The 15,650-nt window shown below is 65.9% G+C and carries 17 protein-coding genes and 1 tRNA gene; 8 read left to right on the top strand and 10 right to left on the bottom strand.

Going from position 1 to position 15,650, the window contains the following annotated elements; genetic code table 11:
* Window positions 1-55 precede the first annotated feature (55 nt).
* Window positions 56-322, top strand: a complete 267-nt coding sequence (locus VGG53_RS12910; RefSeq protein WP_331518450.1) for a hypothetical protein — start codon at window positions 56-58, stop codon at window positions 320-322.
* On the opposite strand, the gene VGG53_RS12905 is transcribed toward VGG53_RS12910, so the two are convergent.
* Together VGG53_RS12905 and VGG53_RS12900 are read right to left on the bottom strand one after the other, a co-directional pair.
* On the bottom strand, window positions 286-696 hold the full coding sequence (locus VGG53_RS12905; protein ID WP_331518449.1) for a rhodanese-like domain-containing protein: 411 nt from the start codon (window positions 694-696) through the stop codon (window positions 286-288). The genes VGG53_RS12910 and VGG53_RS12905 overlap by 37 nt on opposite strands.
* Window positions 693-1,280, bottom strand: coding sequence for a cysteine dioxygenase (locus tag VGG53_RS12900; RefSeq protein WP_414688959.1), 588 nt, complete (start codon window positions 1,278-1,280; stop codon window positions 693-695). Before VGG53_RS12900 ends, VGG53_RS12905 begins: the two co-directional genes overlap by 4 nt.
* A 138-nt stretch (window positions 1,281-1,418) precedes the next feature.
* Here VGG53_RS12900 and VGG53_RS12895 point away from each other — a divergent pair, with 138 nt between their 5' ends.
* The 3 genes from VGG53_RS12895 (at window position 1,419) to VGG53_RS12885 (ending at window position 3,942) form a co-directional block, all read left to right on the top strand.
* Window positions 1,419-1,859 carry a lipoprotein LpqV gene (locus VGG53_RS12895; protein ID WP_331518448.1) on the top strand — a complete coding sequence of 147 codons (441 nt, stop codon included), beginning with the start codon at window positions 1,419-1,421 and terminating at the stop codon, window positions 1,857-1,859.
* 310 nt (window positions 1,860-2,169) lie between these two features.
* Complete coding sequence (locus VGG53_RS12890; RefSeq protein WP_331518447.1) at window positions 2,170-2,853, top strand: class I SAM-dependent methyltransferase; 684 nt, start codon at window positions 2,170-2,172, stop codon at window positions 2,851-2,853.
* Between the two features lie 105 nt (window positions 2,854-2,958).
* Window positions 2,959-3,942, top strand: a complete 984-nt coding sequence (locus tag VGG53_RS12885; RefSeq protein ID WP_331518446.1) for a patatin-like phospholipase family protein — start codon at window positions 2,959-2,961, stop codon at window positions 3,940-3,942.
* Here the strand turns inward: VGG53_RS12885 and VGG53_RS12880 are convergent.
* The 6 genes from VGG53_RS12880 to VGG53_RS12855 all read right to left on the bottom strand — a co-directional run bounded on the left by VGG53_RS12880 (window position 3,935) and on the right by VGG53_RS12855 (window position 10,037).
* Window positions 3,935-4,801 carry a patatin-like phospholipase family protein gene (locus VGG53_RS12880; protein WP_331518445.1) on the bottom strand — a complete coding sequence of 289 codons (867 nt, stop codon included), beginning with the start codon at window positions 4,799-4,801 and terminating at the stop codon, window positions 3,935-3,937. The two genes, VGG53_RS12885 and VGG53_RS12880, sit on opposite strands and share 8 nt — an antisense overlap.
* Before the next feature lie 3 nt (window positions 4,802-4,804).
* Window positions 4,805-5,671 carry a class II glutamine amidotransferase gene (locus tag VGG53_RS12875; RefSeq protein ID WP_331518444.1) on the bottom strand — a complete coding sequence of 289 codons (867 nt, stop codon included), beginning with the start codon at window positions 5,669-5,671 and terminating at the stop codon, window positions 4,805-4,807.
* A complete protein-coding gene (locus VGG53_RS12870; protein WP_331518443.1) occupies window positions 5,671-6,144 on the bottom strand; it encodes an SRPBCC family protein in 474 nt (157 codons plus the stop codon). The genes VGG53_RS12875 and VGG53_RS12870 overlap by 1 nt, the downstream gene beginning before the upstream one ends.
* 9 nt (window positions 6,145-6,153) lie before the next feature.
* Entirely contained in the window at window positions 6,154-7,212 is a 1,059-nt protein-coding gene (locus VGG53_RS12865) for a dihydrodipicolinate reductase (protein WP_331518442.1), read from the bottom strand.
* Window positions 7,213-7,223: 11 nt separating this feature from the next.
* Window positions 7,224-8,855 (bottom strand): long-chain fatty acid--CoA ligase, encoded by a 1,632-nt coding sequence (locus VGG53_RS12860; RefSeq protein ID WP_331518441.1) that lies wholly within the window; start codon window positions 8,853-8,855, stop codon window positions 7,224-7,226.
* Window positions 8,856-8,975: 120 nt separating this feature from the next.
* The gene (locus VGG53_RS12855) at window positions 8,976-10,037 is read right to left on the bottom strand and encodes a YncE family protein (protein ID WP_331518440.1); all 1,062 of its coding nucleotides are present in this window, start codon (window positions 10,035-10,037) and stop codon (window positions 8,976-8,978) included.
* Between the two features lie 504 nt (window positions 10,038-10,541).
* Here VGG53_RS12855 and VGG53_RS12850 point away from each other — a divergent pair.
* Complete coding sequence (locus VGG53_RS12850; protein ID WP_331518439.1) at window positions 10,542-11,789, top strand: methyltransferase; 1,248 nt, start codon at window positions 10,542-10,544, stop codon at window positions 11,787-11,789.
* Here VGG53_RS12850 and VGG53_RS12845 read toward each other — a convergent pair.
* Entirely contained in the window at window positions 11,780-12,577 is a 798-nt protein-coding gene (locus VGG53_RS12845) for a hypothetical protein (RefSeq protein WP_331518438.1), read from the bottom strand. The genes VGG53_RS12850 and VGG53_RS12845 overlap by 10 nt on opposite strands.
* A gap of 154 nt (window positions 12,578-12,731) precedes the next feature.
* Window positions 12,732-12,805: transfer RNA gene (locus VGG53_RS12840), tRNA-Leu, on the bottom strand.
* Window positions 12,806-13,045: 240 nt separating this feature from the next.
* On the opposite strand from VGG53_RS12840, the gene VGG53_RS12835 reads away from it, so the two are divergent.
* The 3 genes from VGG53_RS12835 to VGG53_RS12825 all read left to right on the top strand — a co-directional run bounded on the left by VGG53_RS12835 (window position 13,046) and on the right by VGG53_RS12825 (window position 15,587).
* Window positions 13,046-13,951, top strand: a complete 906-nt coding sequence (locus VGG53_RS12835; RefSeq protein ID WP_331518437.1) for a PPE family protein, SVP subgroup — start codon at window positions 13,046-13,048, stop codon at window positions 13,949-13,951.
* Between the two features lie 70 nt (window positions 13,952-14,021).
* Complete coding sequence (locus tag VGG53_RS12830) at window positions 14,022-15,212, top strand: PPE family protein (RefSeq protein WP_331518436.1); 1,191 nt, start codon at window positions 14,022-14,024, stop codon at window positions 15,210-15,212.
* A 78-nt stretch (window positions 15,213-15,290) separates the two neighbouring features.
* Window positions 15,291-15,587 carry a WXG100 family type VII secretion target gene (locus VGG53_RS12825; RefSeq protein ID WP_331518434.1) on the top strand — a complete coding sequence of 99 codons (297 nt, stop codon included), beginning with the start codon at window positions 15,291-15,293 and terminating at the stop codon, window positions 15,585-15,587.
* Window positions 15,588-15,650: the final 63 nt, after the last annotated feature.

Here is a 15,650-nt window from a genome sequence, read left to right as displayed (position 1 = left end):
CGCCTCGATTAGTGGCACGATCAGCCTATTCCGCGCCCGCGGAAGGGAGTAGTCAATGACTCGATCACGGTCGTCCGAAGTCTGCACAATCACCAAGCTCGCCATCGCAAGCATGCTCGTCGCTGCACCCCTTGCCGCGGTGAGCGTCCCCGCGTCCGCGGCACCCGCCCCGCCCAGCGTCATCCCGGCGCCGCTGCCGGCGGATCCACCCACCGATGTGCCGGCGCCGCCGTGGCATCCGAATGGGGAGTATTACAACCCCAACGACTCGAATGACTGGTGGTACTACAGCAGCGGCGGCGAAGGCGGCGGGGGCGGCTGAGCCGAACCAGCGGCGGCCAGCGCCTGGTAGCCGCCGATGACATCCGTCGCCCGGTGCAGGCCGAGGTCCTGCAGGGCTGCCGCGGCCAGGCTCGAGGTGTAGCCCTCCGAGCACAGCACCACCCATTCCACGTCCTCGCTGACGGCCTGCGGGAGGCGGGCGTCGCTGCTGGGATCGCACCGCCACTCCAACACATTTCGCTCGATGACGAGAGCCTTCAGGTCCTCGGGCACCTCGCCTTCCCGGGTCCGCTGCGCCTGCGGCCGGATGTCGACCAGCAATGCTCCGCGCCGCAGCGCCGCGGGCACCTCGTCGGCGGCCAGGCGCCGCAGCCGGGCTCGTGCCGCCGCCAAGGCCTGGTCGATACGGCTCACAGCGTCTCCGGTTGATCGGTCAACTCAGTTCGCTTGCGGTGCAGCCGGTGTCGCTCGTTGATCTCGTAGTACGACATCACGGTCAACGGTGGCGAATAGGCGTGCACGCTCAGTGCGGGCTCCGATGGGCTGGACAGCGACGACACCGACGCCCTCGGCCCGGGCGGGGACCACACCACGTCATGCACCCAGCCCAGCGGAAAACCGGCCTGATCCCCCGCCTCGAGTCGTCGGCAGCGTAAATCCCGGCCGTCCCAACGGAATTCGTCCAACGACCCGGACAACAACGTCAGTGCACCCAGCGAGCCGCCGTGGTCGTGCAGCTCGGTGCGATGCCCGGGCACCCAGCTGATCAGCCAGACGTCGACTTCGTCGTCACCGTGTAACCGCGCGAACCAACGGTCGTCGGTGGGCACACCACCCGGCGGAACCAGGTGGTCGTAACGGCCGCTGAGCACGTCGTCCGCGGTTCGGTCGGTGATGTGCAGCAGGTCGGCCATCCGCAGCCGGGTCGGCCCAGGGACAGACCGCAGCGGCGAAGGACGGGACAGGACAGTGTCAGCAACGAGGTTTGCAGAAACCATGCGGGATGCTCCAGAGCGAACGGGTGTATGAGGGGGCGGCGGCACGGGCCCTATTGCTAAGGCCTTGCTAGGGCCGACAACACTCCCAAAACCGGGTTCGCTGCATCACGGTCGCCAGTGTTGCATAGATTTACTCGGGTGCGGTGGCACCCGTCTCGGCCCCTGATCTGGGCCACATCTGCCGTCCTGGCCGTTTCGCCGGCCACGACGGGCTGTTCGGCCGACGGCAAGAACGGCCCGCCCCCGTCGGTGACCGCGCCGAGCACCGTGCCAGTCGGCGCGACGGCCGCACCCGGCGGGGTGGCGGTATCTCCCGCGGGCGTCACCACCAAGGTCGACGTGCCCGCGTACTCCACCGAGGAGCAGTACTTCCAGGCCTGCCATGCAGCGAAAACGTGGATGCAGGGCCATCCGGGTGACCCATCGGGTCTGGTCGAAAGGTACTTGGCGGCAGTCCAGGCGCCGGGCACCCCGCCCGGTGCCGGCACCTGGAACATCGCCTGGGGCGCATTGCCGTTGGCACGCCAGGCCGGGGTGATCGTGGCGGCCAAAGCCGCCGCCAACGACGAATGCGGCTGACCTGAGACCGGCCCGCGAATGAATCACGCCGAGCAAAATGGGCGCCGGACGGCAGTTGGCGGACAGCGCCCGCCCGACAGGAACCGGCGACCCGGCCGATAAATAGATTTCTGATTGCATTCCCAGCATTCGGCGCCAGGTATTCAGCCGATGCGATGACGTCGAGGCAGCTTTGGCATAGCCAAAGGAAATCTCCAGCGTCTTTTCAATTTTCGGAGGCATAATGCTCGCGAATCGGTACCCGTATTGAAGTCGTTAAAATGGCTTCGGCCAGTTGCGGCCGTTGCTCGGCGTACTTACCTTCGGTGCTATGCCAACATTCAATGTGAACAGCGTCGACTGGGATGAGCTGTACAACGGAGAGGCGTCTTACGCACCCGGAAATCCCGGCTGGAATATCGGCGAATTGCAACCCGAACTCGCCGCGCTGGAGCGTCAGGGGCGTTTCCGAAGCCCGGTTCTCGACTCTGGCTGCGGGGTCGGAATCACGACATTGGCGCTTGCCAAAAAAGGATATGACGCCGTCGGCCTCGACCTTTCCGCAACCGCTATCGAGCGAGCCAGGCGCGCGGCAGACGGGTGCGGTCAGGACGTTGAATTCGGCGTCGCCGACCTCTCGAAATCGACCGGGTACGAAAACTACTTCTATACCGTCGTCGACGGGCTGGTCTTTCATTGCCTGCCCGAGCAGTTGCGCGACGGTTACATCGAATCGAGCGCGCGGGCGCTGCGGCCCGGCGGGAGATTCTTTGCGCTGGTTTTCTCTACCGACGCCTTCCCGCCCGATGCCGACTTCGGGCCACGGCCGTTCACCGAGCCGGGATTGCGCGACATCGTCGGCAGGCACCTCATCGTCGACGAGGTGCGGCCCGCGCGCGCATGGGTCAACGTGCCCCGGACCCTGCCCGCCGGTTTCGAATACCGCAACGTGACAATCGGGTCCGACGGCCGCGCGCAGCTGCCGTCGCTGCTGGTCAGCGCGCACCGCGGCTAATCTCCTGGCCGTGTGGCTCGCCGGTCGCCACCGACGGGCCGCCGAACCCTCCTCGCACCGGGGTGCTGTGCGCCCTACCGTTCCCGCGCGGGGAACAATGAGCGCATGCCCGACTTCGATGCTCACGCCGGCGGGGACGTGTCGCGGCCGCGGGTCGCACTGGCGCTGGGCAGCGGCGGTGCCCGCGGATACGCCCACATCGGGGTGATCCACGAGCTGCGCGACCGCGGCTATGAGATCGTCGGCATTGCCGGGTCGTCGATGGGCGCGCTCGTCGGTGGGCTACAGGCCGCCGAACGACTCGACGAATTCGCCGACTGGGCAAGGTCATTGACTCAGCGCTCGATCCTGAGGCTGCTGGATCCGTCGATCACCGCGGCGGGTGTGCTGCGGGCCGAGAAGATTCTGGACGCGGTGCGTGAGATTCTGGGCGCCGCCACCATCGAGGAATTGCCGATCCCATACACCGCGGTGTCCACCGATCTGTTGGCCGGCAAGTCAGTGTGGTTGCAGCGCGGACCGGTCGATGAGGCGATCCGGGCGTCGATCGCCATCCCCGGAGTCATCGCGCCGCACGTCGTCGACGGGCGGCTGCTGGCCGACGGCGGAATCCTCGATCCGCTGCCGATGGCGCCGATCGCGGCCGTCAACGCCGACCTGACCATCGCGGTCAGCCTGTCCGGCAGCGAAGCCGGCGGCGCCGACGCGGAACCCGAACCCCGGCCCACCACCGAGTGGCTGAACCGAATGCTGAGCAGCACGTCGGCGCTGTTCGACCGGTTCGGGGCGTCGAGCGCGGACGACACAGCGGACCCCGCGGATCCGGAGGACTCGCAGGTCCTATCGGAATCCGAATCGGAGGTACCCAAGCTCGGCGGTTTCGAGGTGATGAACCGCACCATCGACATCGCTCAGGCCGCGCTGGCCCGCCACACGCTGGCCGCCTATCCACCCGACTTATTGATCGAGGTGCCGCGTTCGGCGTGCCGCGGGCTGGAGTTCCACCGCGCGGCCGAAGTGATCGAGATCGGACGCACGCTGGCCGCCGAGGCGCTGGATGCCGCCGACGCACCCCGTCCGGTCAGCTGACGTCCAGGAACGCGGCGACGGCGGCGGCCTCCCGTCGGCCCTGAGTGCGCCCAGCCTCCGCGGATGCGGTGCGGCAGCGCGGATCCAACGGGTTCGGCCCAAAGGCCGACAGCGACTCGTCGTCGGCGAACACACCGAGTGCCGCACCGCGAAATCCGTTGATCTCACTGGCAGGCCCGGCGCCGAAGGCAGCCGGCGCCGATTCACCGGCGGGAACGAGCACCACCGCCGCGGCGCAGTCATCGGCGACGTCGAGGTTGATCGTGCTGCCGATGCCGCCGTCGATGTAACGGCGGTCGCCGATCGTCACCGGCGGCCACGCGCCGGGTACGGCGCAACTTGCCGCGACCGCGTCGATCAGGTCGACGCCCGAATCACGATCGAATACCACCAATTCGCCGGTGGCCGTGTCGATCGCGGTGATGCGCAACACTCGGTCGGGCCATACGTGAGCGGGAAGTCGCTGCGCGATCACGTTGCGCCGCAACGGCGCGGCCACCGTTTCGACCGTCAGTGCGACCGCCCCGATCCGCTGCCGCCGCTGTGTCACCGTGGCGTCCGGGTCGGCCATGGCGGCCAGGAAAAGCTCTGTGACGCCGTCGATCCCGACCCCAGGGTCGATTTCGGCGGACCTCGCACCGACTTGCCGGGCGAACAGGTCCGCCAGACCCAGGCCGCTGCTGATCTGCGCGACAACCGCCGAGCCTGCCGAGGTGCCGAGCAGCACGTCGGAATCCAGCAATACCCGTGCCGCCGACGGAGACTCATCCGCAATACCGAGCAGAATACCTGTCTCCCAGGCGATTCCCGCCACCCCGCCACCGCCCAGCACCAACGCGCGGTTGGCTGTAAGGTCCACCCGCTAAACCGATGGGTGTAGCGAGGCCTGAGCCGCCGGGCTCAGATCCGCGGCGCGTAATTGGTGGCGCGGTGGATCCGGCAGCACCAGATGGCGGCTGATCTGCAAACCGGCATCGACGTGGATCAGCTCACCCGGGTCGATGAGCTGCCAGCGCGCCGCGTCATCCATCGGCTCGGTGGCGAACACGACCGATGGCAGCTGGCGCAGATGTTGTGAGTCGGCGCGAATTCTGCTGGTGCGCAGCTGGAATCGGTGGCTGGCCGGAACCTGGCGGCGATCCGACACGTACAACTCGTGCGACTCCGGGTAGCGCAACGCCCACAGGTCGGTGGCCGTACTGAGCAGCACGTTGACCGCGTAGATCGGCACATTGGCGGCCAGCCAGCGCATGGCGTCGACCAGACCGGCGGTGACGTCGCCGCCGCGCGCCCGGATCGACGCGGTGATCAGCGCGAACACCCGCTCGGAGTCGGTCTGTCCCAAAACCAGGTCAGCCGTACCCGATTCGCGCAGCCGCTCGTCGAGTACATCGAGGCCTTCCAGTACGCCGTTGTGCGCGAAGATCCGGCCGTCTTGCAGGAACGGATGGGTGTTGACCACGTCGTGCGAGCCGGTGGTCGCGTAGCGGACATGCGCGATAAAAGTCGTGCCGGTCAGGTCGTGGGCTTCGGTGGCGAACTCGGCGTCATGCCACGCCGCGATCGGCTGCTTGTGCACCTGCGGGCGGCCCTGGCCGTCGAAGACCCCGAGACCACTGCCGTCGGGGTTTCGCCTGCTCTGCTCGGCCAGATTGTCGGGGGCGTCCAGCAGCCAAAACGTCGCAGTGACGACGTTCTTGCCGGCGTGCAGACCGAACAGTCGGCACATCAGCGGGCCAGCTGTGCCGACAGCGTTTCCAGCGATCTGCCCGCGTAGCCCTTCCACAGCTGGCCCAACACCGGCAGCAACGGCGCAGTGAGCGCCGACCGGGCGTGGATGTTCCACCGCCAGGTGACCGTGGTCGCGCTACCGCTCGGGGTGAAGCGCCACTCGCCGTCTGCCCGCCCCACCAGCAAGCCCAATGGGCCGGTGACCCCGGTCAACGCGTAGCCGAACGAGTGCGGCGGGTCCAGACTGGTCAGTTCTTCCTTGAAGCTCCCGCTGGGCGTCAGCAGCACTGTCCGGGTCTGCCCGACGGTGCCCCACTGGCCGGTCTGATCGCGGACTCCTTTGATCGGCCCGATGGGTCCGTACCAGCGGCTGAAAATTGTGGTCAGCGGTATCGGCAAGGTGCCGGCGAAGGCATCCTCGACGCTGACCGGAATGACACGCGATTGCTCAACGGCCAAAGTGCTCACCATGCGGGCAGGTTACCGCGACAGCCCGGGTGCGGCCCGCGCGGTGATCAGCGGCAGGTCGAAGAAACTTTGGATGCCCGCCGGCGCCGAGCAGGTCGCCGGTACGGCGTTGACGCAGTGCGCCGCGGTCGCCACCACCCCGGGGTTGCTTTTCAGACCTGCTTCCACACTCTCCGGCTGCCAACCCTTGACCGTGATGAACGCGTCCGGGTGACCGCGGACCTCGATTTCGTAGCGCTCCCCGGCCGGCCCGAAAGTCCAAGGGGGATCGAGGTTTTCCTCGCCCATCAGCCAGTTCACCGTGATCCGTACCACCACCACGTCGCCGACCAGCGCCTCCCAGTGGAAACGGCGACCGGCCACTTGCCCGGGCTCGATCACCCCGATCGGCGACTCGATCGGGCCGGTCGCCACCGCCACCTCTTGCGCTGTGTGGATCTGCGGGTCGGCGGCAAATCCCAGCCGATCCACGCACAGCCGCACCGACTGAATGAAGCCCCCGTCGAGAATCTTCTGCATGGGTCCGGTCAGCGCCTTGTCCGGCGTGCCGCCGAAGCCCATCACGTGGCGCAGCACATCCGGGGCCCCGTAGGTCCGTAGATCGGAAAACTCTTCGGAGCGAACGAAAGTCACCCCGGTCGACATCACCGAAAGGAGTAACGGAAACAGTTCGGTCGCGGCCCCCGGACCGATGCCCGCGCCGTGCAGTGTGGCATTTCCGGCCTGGGCGGCAACCTCCAGTGGCGCGGCTTCCTTCTCGCCCGGGTAGAACCAGCCAACCGGGGTGACGACGTTCTTGCCCGAGCGCAGCAGCGCCGCGACTTCGTCGACGTTGGGCAGCAGCGGTGCGTAGATCACCGCATCGGCGTCGAGCGCGAGAATGTCGTCGATGCTGTTGGTCGCGGTGACGCCGAGCGGGGACCAGCCGATGATGTCACCGACGTCCTTGCCGTTCTTGACTTCCGAATGCACCCAACACCCGGCCAGTTCAAGCTCGGGATGCTCGAGTATGCCCTTGATCGCGGCCACACCGACCGACCCCGTTGCCCATTGAACGACCCGCAGGCTCATAGCTCTCCCTTTCAGTCTCGGGCTTCGGTGACCGCATAGACATCGTCGGCGTATCGGGACCGGATGGTCTTCTTGTCGTACTTGCCGACGCTGGTGCGCGGAATTTCGTCGACGAATGTCCAACGCTCCGGCAGCCACCACCGAACTACCTTGTCGGCCAGAAACTTTCGCAGGTCGTCGGCTTTGACATCGGAGCCTTCCCTGGCGACGACTACGGCCAGCGGCCGTTCCTGCCAGCGCTCGTCGGGGACCGCGACCACGGCGGCTTCGATCACATCCGGATGCGCGATCAAGGCGTTCTCCAGGTCGACCGACGAAATCCATTCTCCGCCAGACTTGATCACGTCTTTGGCGCGGTCGGTCAGGGTGATGAACCCGTGTTCGTCGACCCGGCCCACGTCGCCGGTGCGTAACCAGCCCGAGTCGAACTTGGACGCGTCGTGGCCCTGGTAATAGGAACTGGTGATCCAGGGCCCGCGGACTTCCACCTCGCCGACGGCCTCGTTGTCATTGGGCAGCACCTGCCCGTCGTCGTCCACAATCCGGGCTTCCACACCGCAAAGCGGCTGACCCTGGGTCGCACGGAACGCCCAGTGCTGGTCCTCAGGGGTGCCCGGCGGCGGCCAGGCCATGGTGGCCGTCGGCGATGTTTCCGTCATGCCCCACAGCTGGCGGATCTGAACGCCGTGCCGTTCCTCGAAGGTGCGCATCAGCGACACCGGCACCGCCGAGCCGCCGCTGGGAACCATCCGCAGCGACGACACGTCGTGGCCCGGGTTCTGCTCCAGGTAGTGCATGACGTCGTTCCAGATGGTCGGCACCGCGCCGGCGACGGTGGGTCGCAGCTTCTCGATCATGTCGACCAGCGACTTGGCATCCAGATGCCGGTCGGGCAACACCAGGTCCGCACCGGCCATCAACGCCCCGTAGGGCAGGCCCCACGCGTTGGCGTGAAACATCGGCACGATCGGCAACACCGAATCGCCGGAACCGATGCCGATCCCGTTGCTGGTACAGATCGCCATGGTGTGCAGATAGCTCGACCGGTGGCTGTAGACGACGCCTTTGGGGTTTCCGGTGGTGCCACTGGTGTAACACATTGCGGCCGCGGAGTTTTCGTCAACTTCGGGCCAGTCGAATTCGGCCGGCTCGCCGGCGACGACGTCAGCGTAGCGCAGCACGGTCTTGCCCGATCCTTCGAGCGCAGCGGTGTCACCGTCGCCGACCGCGATCACGGTGTGCACCGTCTCGAGGTCGGCAAGTATCGGCGCCAGCAGGTTGGCCAGCGACAGGTCGACCAGCACCACCTGGTCCTCGGCCTCGCTGGCGACATACACGATCTGCTCGGGGAACAGCCGAATGTTCAGGGTGTGCAGCACCGCGCCCATCGCCGGCACCGCCACATACGCAGCCAGGTGTTCGGAGTTGTTCCACATGAAGGTGGCAACCCGTTGATCCCCGGTGATACCGATGCGCCGCAACGCATTCGCCAACTGCGCACTTTGCCGACCGAGCTCGGCGTAGGTGATCTCGCGATAACCGTCGCCGGTGGCCGTGGTGACCTTGCGCGCCCCGTGGACGTGGGTGGCGTGCCGCAGGATGGCGGTAATCGTCAGCGGGAAGCTGTGCATGGTGCTGTACATCGATGGACCGCCTTTGGCTCCGCCGCCTGACTACCGGGGCGGCCCGCCCTAGGCCCGCCCTGGTGGCGATCATCGCACGTCCGGCCGATCGCCTTGTCGGCGATGCGGCCGCGACGGCGGCTAGGCCGGCGTCGGCTGCAGTAGCAGCAGGTCGGGCACTGCCCACAGATGCGGAGCGGTCGGATCGTCATCGATTGACCGGGCATCGGCGCGCGGGGCCGTTGCAGCGATCTCCATGACGGTCACCGTCCCGGCGTAGTCGGCGATGTACAGCCGCTTGCCGTCCGGGCTTTCGATCGCGCACGACGGCTGGCCGTCGATCACGATGTTGCCGATCACGTCCTGCGTCGCGGTGGACAGCACGGTCACGCTCTGGTCGCCGACCAGGTATGTCCGCTCACCGTCGCGGCTCACCGTCAGCTGGGCGAGAGCCCCCGCGACGTCGCCGAACTTGTAGGTGGCGTTGATGGACATGCGGGTGGCGGGGACGTCCACGACGTCGAGCACGGTACCGAAGTCGGGACCGCAACTGCCCACATAGGCGGTGGCACCGTTCGGGCTGAGCGCGATATCCCGGATGGGCGAACCGATTTCGATCGTGCTCAGCACACGTTTCTGCACAGCGTCGATCACCACCAGCTCCGCGGTGAAGGCGCCGTTGACCGCGACATACAACCGGCGCCCGTCCGGGCTCACCCGCACGCATCCGGCGGTCGCTCCCGCGGTGCTCGCGATGCTGACCGAGTCGCCCTTGCCGGTCTTGGTGTCGATGATCGCGACGTCGGCGCCGTTGACGCCGGTCCGGCCCGCATAGACCTGCCGACCGTTCGGGCTGACCGCCAAGTCGGTGACGCTGAACGCCAGCGGATACTCCGCGGCAATCTCGTTGGAGTCGGTGTCAAAGGCCAGCACCGAGTCATGCTCGGCTGCCACGGTGCTGACGTAAGCACGGCTACCGGACATGGCAACGGCAGACGATTCATCGACGTCGACGACCGTTAGTGCGACCGCACCGCTGCGGGTGTCGATCAGCGAGAAACTGTCGTCGCCATAGTGGGTGAGCGTCAACATGGCGCCATCGGGACTGATCGCCATGCCGCTCACGGCGCCGTGCTTGGCAGCGATCTCGTCGGCTACCGCGAAACCGGGGGGCCGATCCAGCCCAGGAATCACATCGCTCACAGTGGTACCAGCCTCTACTTGTTGGTCCGTGGTGGGCGGACATCGGGTATCTGAGCCGATAACGCTCCAGCTGGTCCGATGCTTCCGCGGACCGCACACTCAGATCCCTGCTTCAGGCGCGTCGAGCGCCGCTTCCGGCCGAGTCTAGCGGCTGAAATTGCCACCCTGTCGTGCGAAACTCCGGTTTGTTGCTCATGTCACCGGAGTAACTCAGGCAGCCTTAAACAACATTTACCGGGCATCACCCAGGGTTTCTAAACAGCAAACGGAGTAAGCAGTTTCGCCAGGTACTTCATGGTTTTCGCTAACCGAGAATAGCCTGGGGCGGGATTATTCGCCGATAAGGATTCCTTATCCTTTTCTACAAAAGAGTCGTATATCACAACGGGTTAATGGGCGCACCGCGCATTCGCCGGATTGCGGGCGGGCCGGGGGTAGCCGGATAATCCCCGGCGTGGACCGGCGCGGATCCGGGCCGCTCCCCGGGGACGGAGCACCGCTGACGTGAACAACGACGCGCGCGCTGATGTGGTCAGCCGCCAGTACGAGCGGTGGAGATACCCACCTCCCGTCGAAGACCTGGTGGCGTGGAGCGCAACGAACTGGGACTGGTTCGACCCGGTGCATGCGCACCGCATCTTCTGGCCGGACCGGAACTATCGGCCGGATCTCGACATCCTGATCGCGGGTTGCGGCACCAACCAGGCCGCGGTCTTCGCGTTCAGCAATCCTGACGCCAACGTGGTCGGGGTCGACATCAGCCAGCCCTCGCTGGATCACCAGCAATATTTGAAGGACAAACACGGCCTGTCCAACCTGCAGCTGCATCAGCTTCCGATCGAGGAACTCCCGACGCTGCGGCGCCAGTTCGACCTGGTGGTGTCGACCGGCGTGTTGCATCACATGGCCGATCCGCGGGCCGGCCTGAAGGCTCTGGCGGGATGCCTGCGACCCGATGGCGTCATGGCTCTCATGCTCTACGCCAAGTACGGGCGAATCGGAGTCGAGTTATTGGAGTCGGTCTTTCGCGATTTGGGCCTGCGCCAAGATGATTCATCGGTCCAGTTAGTCAAGGACACCCTCTCGACCCTGACGGTGGACCACCCGATTCAGAGCTATCTGAAAATTGCCTACGATCTGCAAGACGATGGCGCGCTGGTGGATACGTTCCTGCACCATCGCGCGCGCAGTTACACCGTCGACGAGTGCCTCGATTTCGTGGCCTCGGCCGGGCTGGTTTTCCAGAGCTGGTATCACAAGACGCCGTACTACCCGAACAGCCTATTCGCGCCGCCGAGCGGGTTTCAGCCAGCCGTTAATGCTTTGCCCGAGAACAAGATCTGGTCCGTGATGGAACGGTTGCAAACGTTGAACGGGTGCCATTTCTTCATGGCATGCCAGCCAGTACGGCCGAAAAACAGTTACGCGATCGACTTCTCGACGGCTGACGCCTTGAACTATGTGCCGCTGATGCGAATGCGGTGCGGAGTCGACGGGGACGAAGCCTTCTGGCCGGCCGGGCGTATACGTCTGAACCCGGCGCAGTTGGCGTTCTTACGCAGTGTCGATGGCCGCCGCAGTATTCGAGAGATCGCCGCGGACCTGGCGCAGCGAGAACCGCCCAACGGAGTTAGCACAGCCGACTTGGAAAGCTTCGGCCGCAACTTATTCCAGTCGCTGTGGCGCCTCGACTTCATCGCGATCAAGTTGGACGCGACCTGGCGACTGCCTCCCAGGTCGAATCAGTTCTGAACATTCAGCGTCAGCCAATCCGGCTGAATTGGGCTGTCGAACACGTATGTCCCGGTATGGCTTAAACGCACCCAGGGTGCCGCGCAAACCTTGAAACCGTGGTCACGTGCCAGCCGGCAGAAGTGGTAATCCTCCGACATCATCTTGCCTGTTTCGGGGTCAATGCTCGAGGCGTAGAACTCCTTGATCACCGTCTGCTCGTGTACGTATCCGCGGGCGTCATCAGCCAGAGCTTCGAATACTCCGCGCTTGATCAGCATGAATCCGGTTCCACCGCCGGCGATCTCGAAGAGTCCGTCGGTATCCCCGCAGACAGTGCCGGCGGGGCCGGTGATCAAGTTGACCACGAACGATCCCGCGTGCTGGTGCAACTCTTCTGGCGGCACGCCATCCCTGACCGCCTGCGCCACGCGCTTCCAATCGATCTCTTTCTTGGGATACAGGCCGCAGACGATGTCTCTGTCCGCCACGACCATGCTCACGATGTCTATTGGGTTGAAGCCGATATCCGCGTCAATCCACATCAGATGAGTCGCCTGAGATTCCAGGAATTGGTGGGCCAAGGTGTTTCTGGCGTTGGCCACCACGCTGTCATTTACCTTGTTCATGTAGAGCAGGCCCAGTCCGTTGCGCATGAAAATAGCGGGCGTCTGCGCCATTGACCACGTGTATGCCGCCATAGCCATACCCCCGTACATGGGTGTAGCTATGAAGATGATAGGCGCACTTGGGTTCAAGCCCGGGTCTTGTCGAGCGTCGCCATCGGGATTCGAAAGCTGATCAGCCACCGTGCAACCGTACCCAGCATCGAAGGTGAACGGCGCCCCGCAAGGAAACCGTCAAGATCGTTGGCAGTCCGATGTCGGTGGATCATGGTGTACCCACGGACCTCGTTGTCTCACAACAGCACACCTTGACCAAACGCCGTACGGCGGGTGGCCGTGCCCCCAGTCGGACTCGAACCGACACTGGGCGGATTTTAAGTCCGCTGCCTCTGCCAATTGGGCTATGGGGGCCAGCGACGAATCTAGCGTGTTAACGCCAGATTCCGTCGGACGCCCGTAGCCGCAGGACGGCGCAAGGAAAGTGTTAAAAGTTCCGCCGTGCTTGTTAAGAAGCCATTAACCAGCTGGGCAACGCACCCGCAGGTCCGCGAAGGTTATCCCGTGGACGCCAGCGAAGCCCGACCTACACCCACGCATTGATGACCGTGGCCGACCCTTCACCGGGTCGGCTTTTTACACCAGGAGACTTACATGGCCTTCGTGAATACACAGCCTGCAGCGATCGCGGCCGCCGCGACGCAGCTCGAGGGAATCGGCAACTCGTTTGCCGCTGAGAGCACCGGCGCTGCGACCTCGACCACCGATGTCGTGCCCGCGGCCTCCGACGAGGTGTCGATTTTGCAGGCAGGGGTGTTCTCCACCTACGGGCAGCTCTACCAATCGGTCAGCGCCCAGGCCCAGGCCATCCATCAGCAGTTCGTTCAGCTGCTGAACCAGAGCTCCGGCTCCTACCAGGAGACCGAGTCGGCCAACCAGGCCGGCGCCGCCGCCAACTCGCTGTCGGGCGCGACCTCGGGCGCCTCGTCGGCCGCGGGCACGGCGGCCACCGACCCGGCAGAGACCCTGGCCGGCTGGATCAACAGCGTGAGCAGCGCGCTCAGCGGCTCGTTCTTCGGCAGCAACATCGGCAACCTCGCTAACGTCCAGGTCGGTAACTGGGCGTCGGCTGGTTCGGACCTCATCGGACTCGGCGGTGGCGGCATGCTCACCGCGCTGGCCGGACCTGCGACTGCGGGCGCCGACATCGGGGGCCTGGGCGCCGGCCTGGCCGGAAACGTCGCCCCCGGGATCGGCGGAGCCGGCGCGATGGGCGCCGCACCGGTGCTAGCCGCGGCCGGCCAGGGGTCGTCGATCGGCGCCCTGTCGGTGCCGCCCAGCTGGGCCGGCGGAGCCGGGATCCCGGGGGCGAGCACACCCGTCACGCTCGCGTCTCAGAGCTGGGCCACTCCCCCGCCGGCGACTGGTGGCATGACGAACGGGATCGCGGGCATGCCCGCCGTCGCCAATGGCGGTCGTGGCGGCTCGAGCTTCGGCGCCCCGCGCTACGGCGTCAAGCCCAAGGTCATGCCGGCGGTGCCCAAGCCGACGATCACCTGACAGCCCACGCCGCCAGCGTCGGCCGGCCACACCACCAATCGCACCCATATGAATAGACGGGACCCAAGAAATGGTTTTTGATTTCGCAGCGCGACCGCCGGAGGTCAACTCCACACTGATCTACTCCGGTGCCGGAGCAGGACCGATGATGGCCGCCGCCTCGACATTCAGCAGCCTGAGCTCGGAGCTGAGCACCAATGCGGCGGGGTACGAATCGGTGATCTCGCAGCTCACCGGCTCGGACTGGCAGGGACCGTCGTCCACCGCGATGGCCGCCGCAGCTCAGCAGAGCATCGAGTGGCTGAACACCACCTCAGTGCAGCTGCAGGAAGCGGCCGCGAAGGCCACCGCCTCGGCGGCGGCGTACGAGGCGGCGTTTTCCGCCTCGATCCCACCGCCGGTGGTGTTCGCCAACCGGGCTCAGCTGGCAGCGCTCGTCGCGACCAACATCCTGGGACAGAACACCCCGGCGATCGCGGCCAACGAGGCCCTCTACGGGGAGTTCTGGGCGCAGGACGCCACCGCGATGTCTACGTACGCCGGCTCCGCGGCAACCGCGGCGCAGGTGACACCGTTGACCGAGCCGACCCAGAACACCAACCCCGGCGGCTCGGGTGCACAATCGGCCGCGGTTGGCAACGCCGCCAACAGCAACGCAGCGAACGCCGGGCTCAACGGGCTGCTCGGCAACCTGCAGAACTCCGCGAGTTCGATCGCCAACCCGGCGGCCAGCACCGCGGCCACCACGCCGCTGACAGACCTGTACAACGCGGTCCAGGGTTTCTTCGGAGTCGGTGCGGTGACGAACTCGGTCAACTCCGTGGACGTGACGGCGTCCTGGTGCGCCATGATGGGGATATCGGCGGCGGGAACCCTGGGCCACTTCATCGCCGGTGCTCCGTTCGGTGTCACGATCGGCGATGTCACTCCGCTGGGGGCCGGGTTGGGCTTCGGCACCACTCTGGCGGGCTCGGCCTCCGGCGTCGGTGGCGCAACGCTGGCCGGCATGGGCTCAGCAGCCGAGGTCGGCGGGCTGTCGGTGCCGGCCGCGTGGTCGGCGGCCGCCCCGGCCGCCGTCAGCGACGCCACGTTGGCGGGCACCGGCTGGACCGCGGCCGCCGACCAAAGTGTCGCCGGCATGGGAGGTGCGCCGGGCATCATGCCGGGAATGGCCTCCGCGGGCGGCAAGTCGGGGATGGGCTTTGGCGGACCGCGCTACGGCGTCAAGCCAAAGGTCATGCCCAAGCAGGTATTCGTCTGATGACGATGGGGGCGATGCCGCCTTCCTAAACCAGGTCAGCAGATCCGGCCAGTATCAATTCACAGCAAGGAGAAAGACATGCCCACACGTTTTATGACTGACCCGCATGAGATGCGGTCGATGGCGGGCCGTTTCGACGTGCACGCCCAAACGGTCGAGGATGAGGCCCGCAAGATGTGGTCCTCCAGTCAGAACATCGCCGGGGCCAGCTGGAGCGGGATGGCCCAGGCCACCTCCTACGACACGATGGGCCAGATGAACACCGCCTTCCGCAACATCGTCAACATGCTGCACGGGGTGCGCGACGGGCTGATCCGCGACGCGAACAACTACGAGTCCCAAGAGCAGGCCTCCCAGCAGATCCTGTCCAGCTAGCCGATCACCGAAACCTCATAGGAGAACACTCATGTCGATCAACTACCAGTTCGGTGATGTCGA

The organism is Mycobacterium sp., assembly GCF_036490025.1.
Classification (GTDB): domain Bacteria; phylum Actinomycetota; class Actinomycetes; order Mycobacteriales; family Mycobacteriaceae; genus Mycobacterium.
The sequence above is the reverse complement of the archived record's forward strand: the minus strand, read 5'-3'. Positions and strand labels throughout refer to the sequence as shown.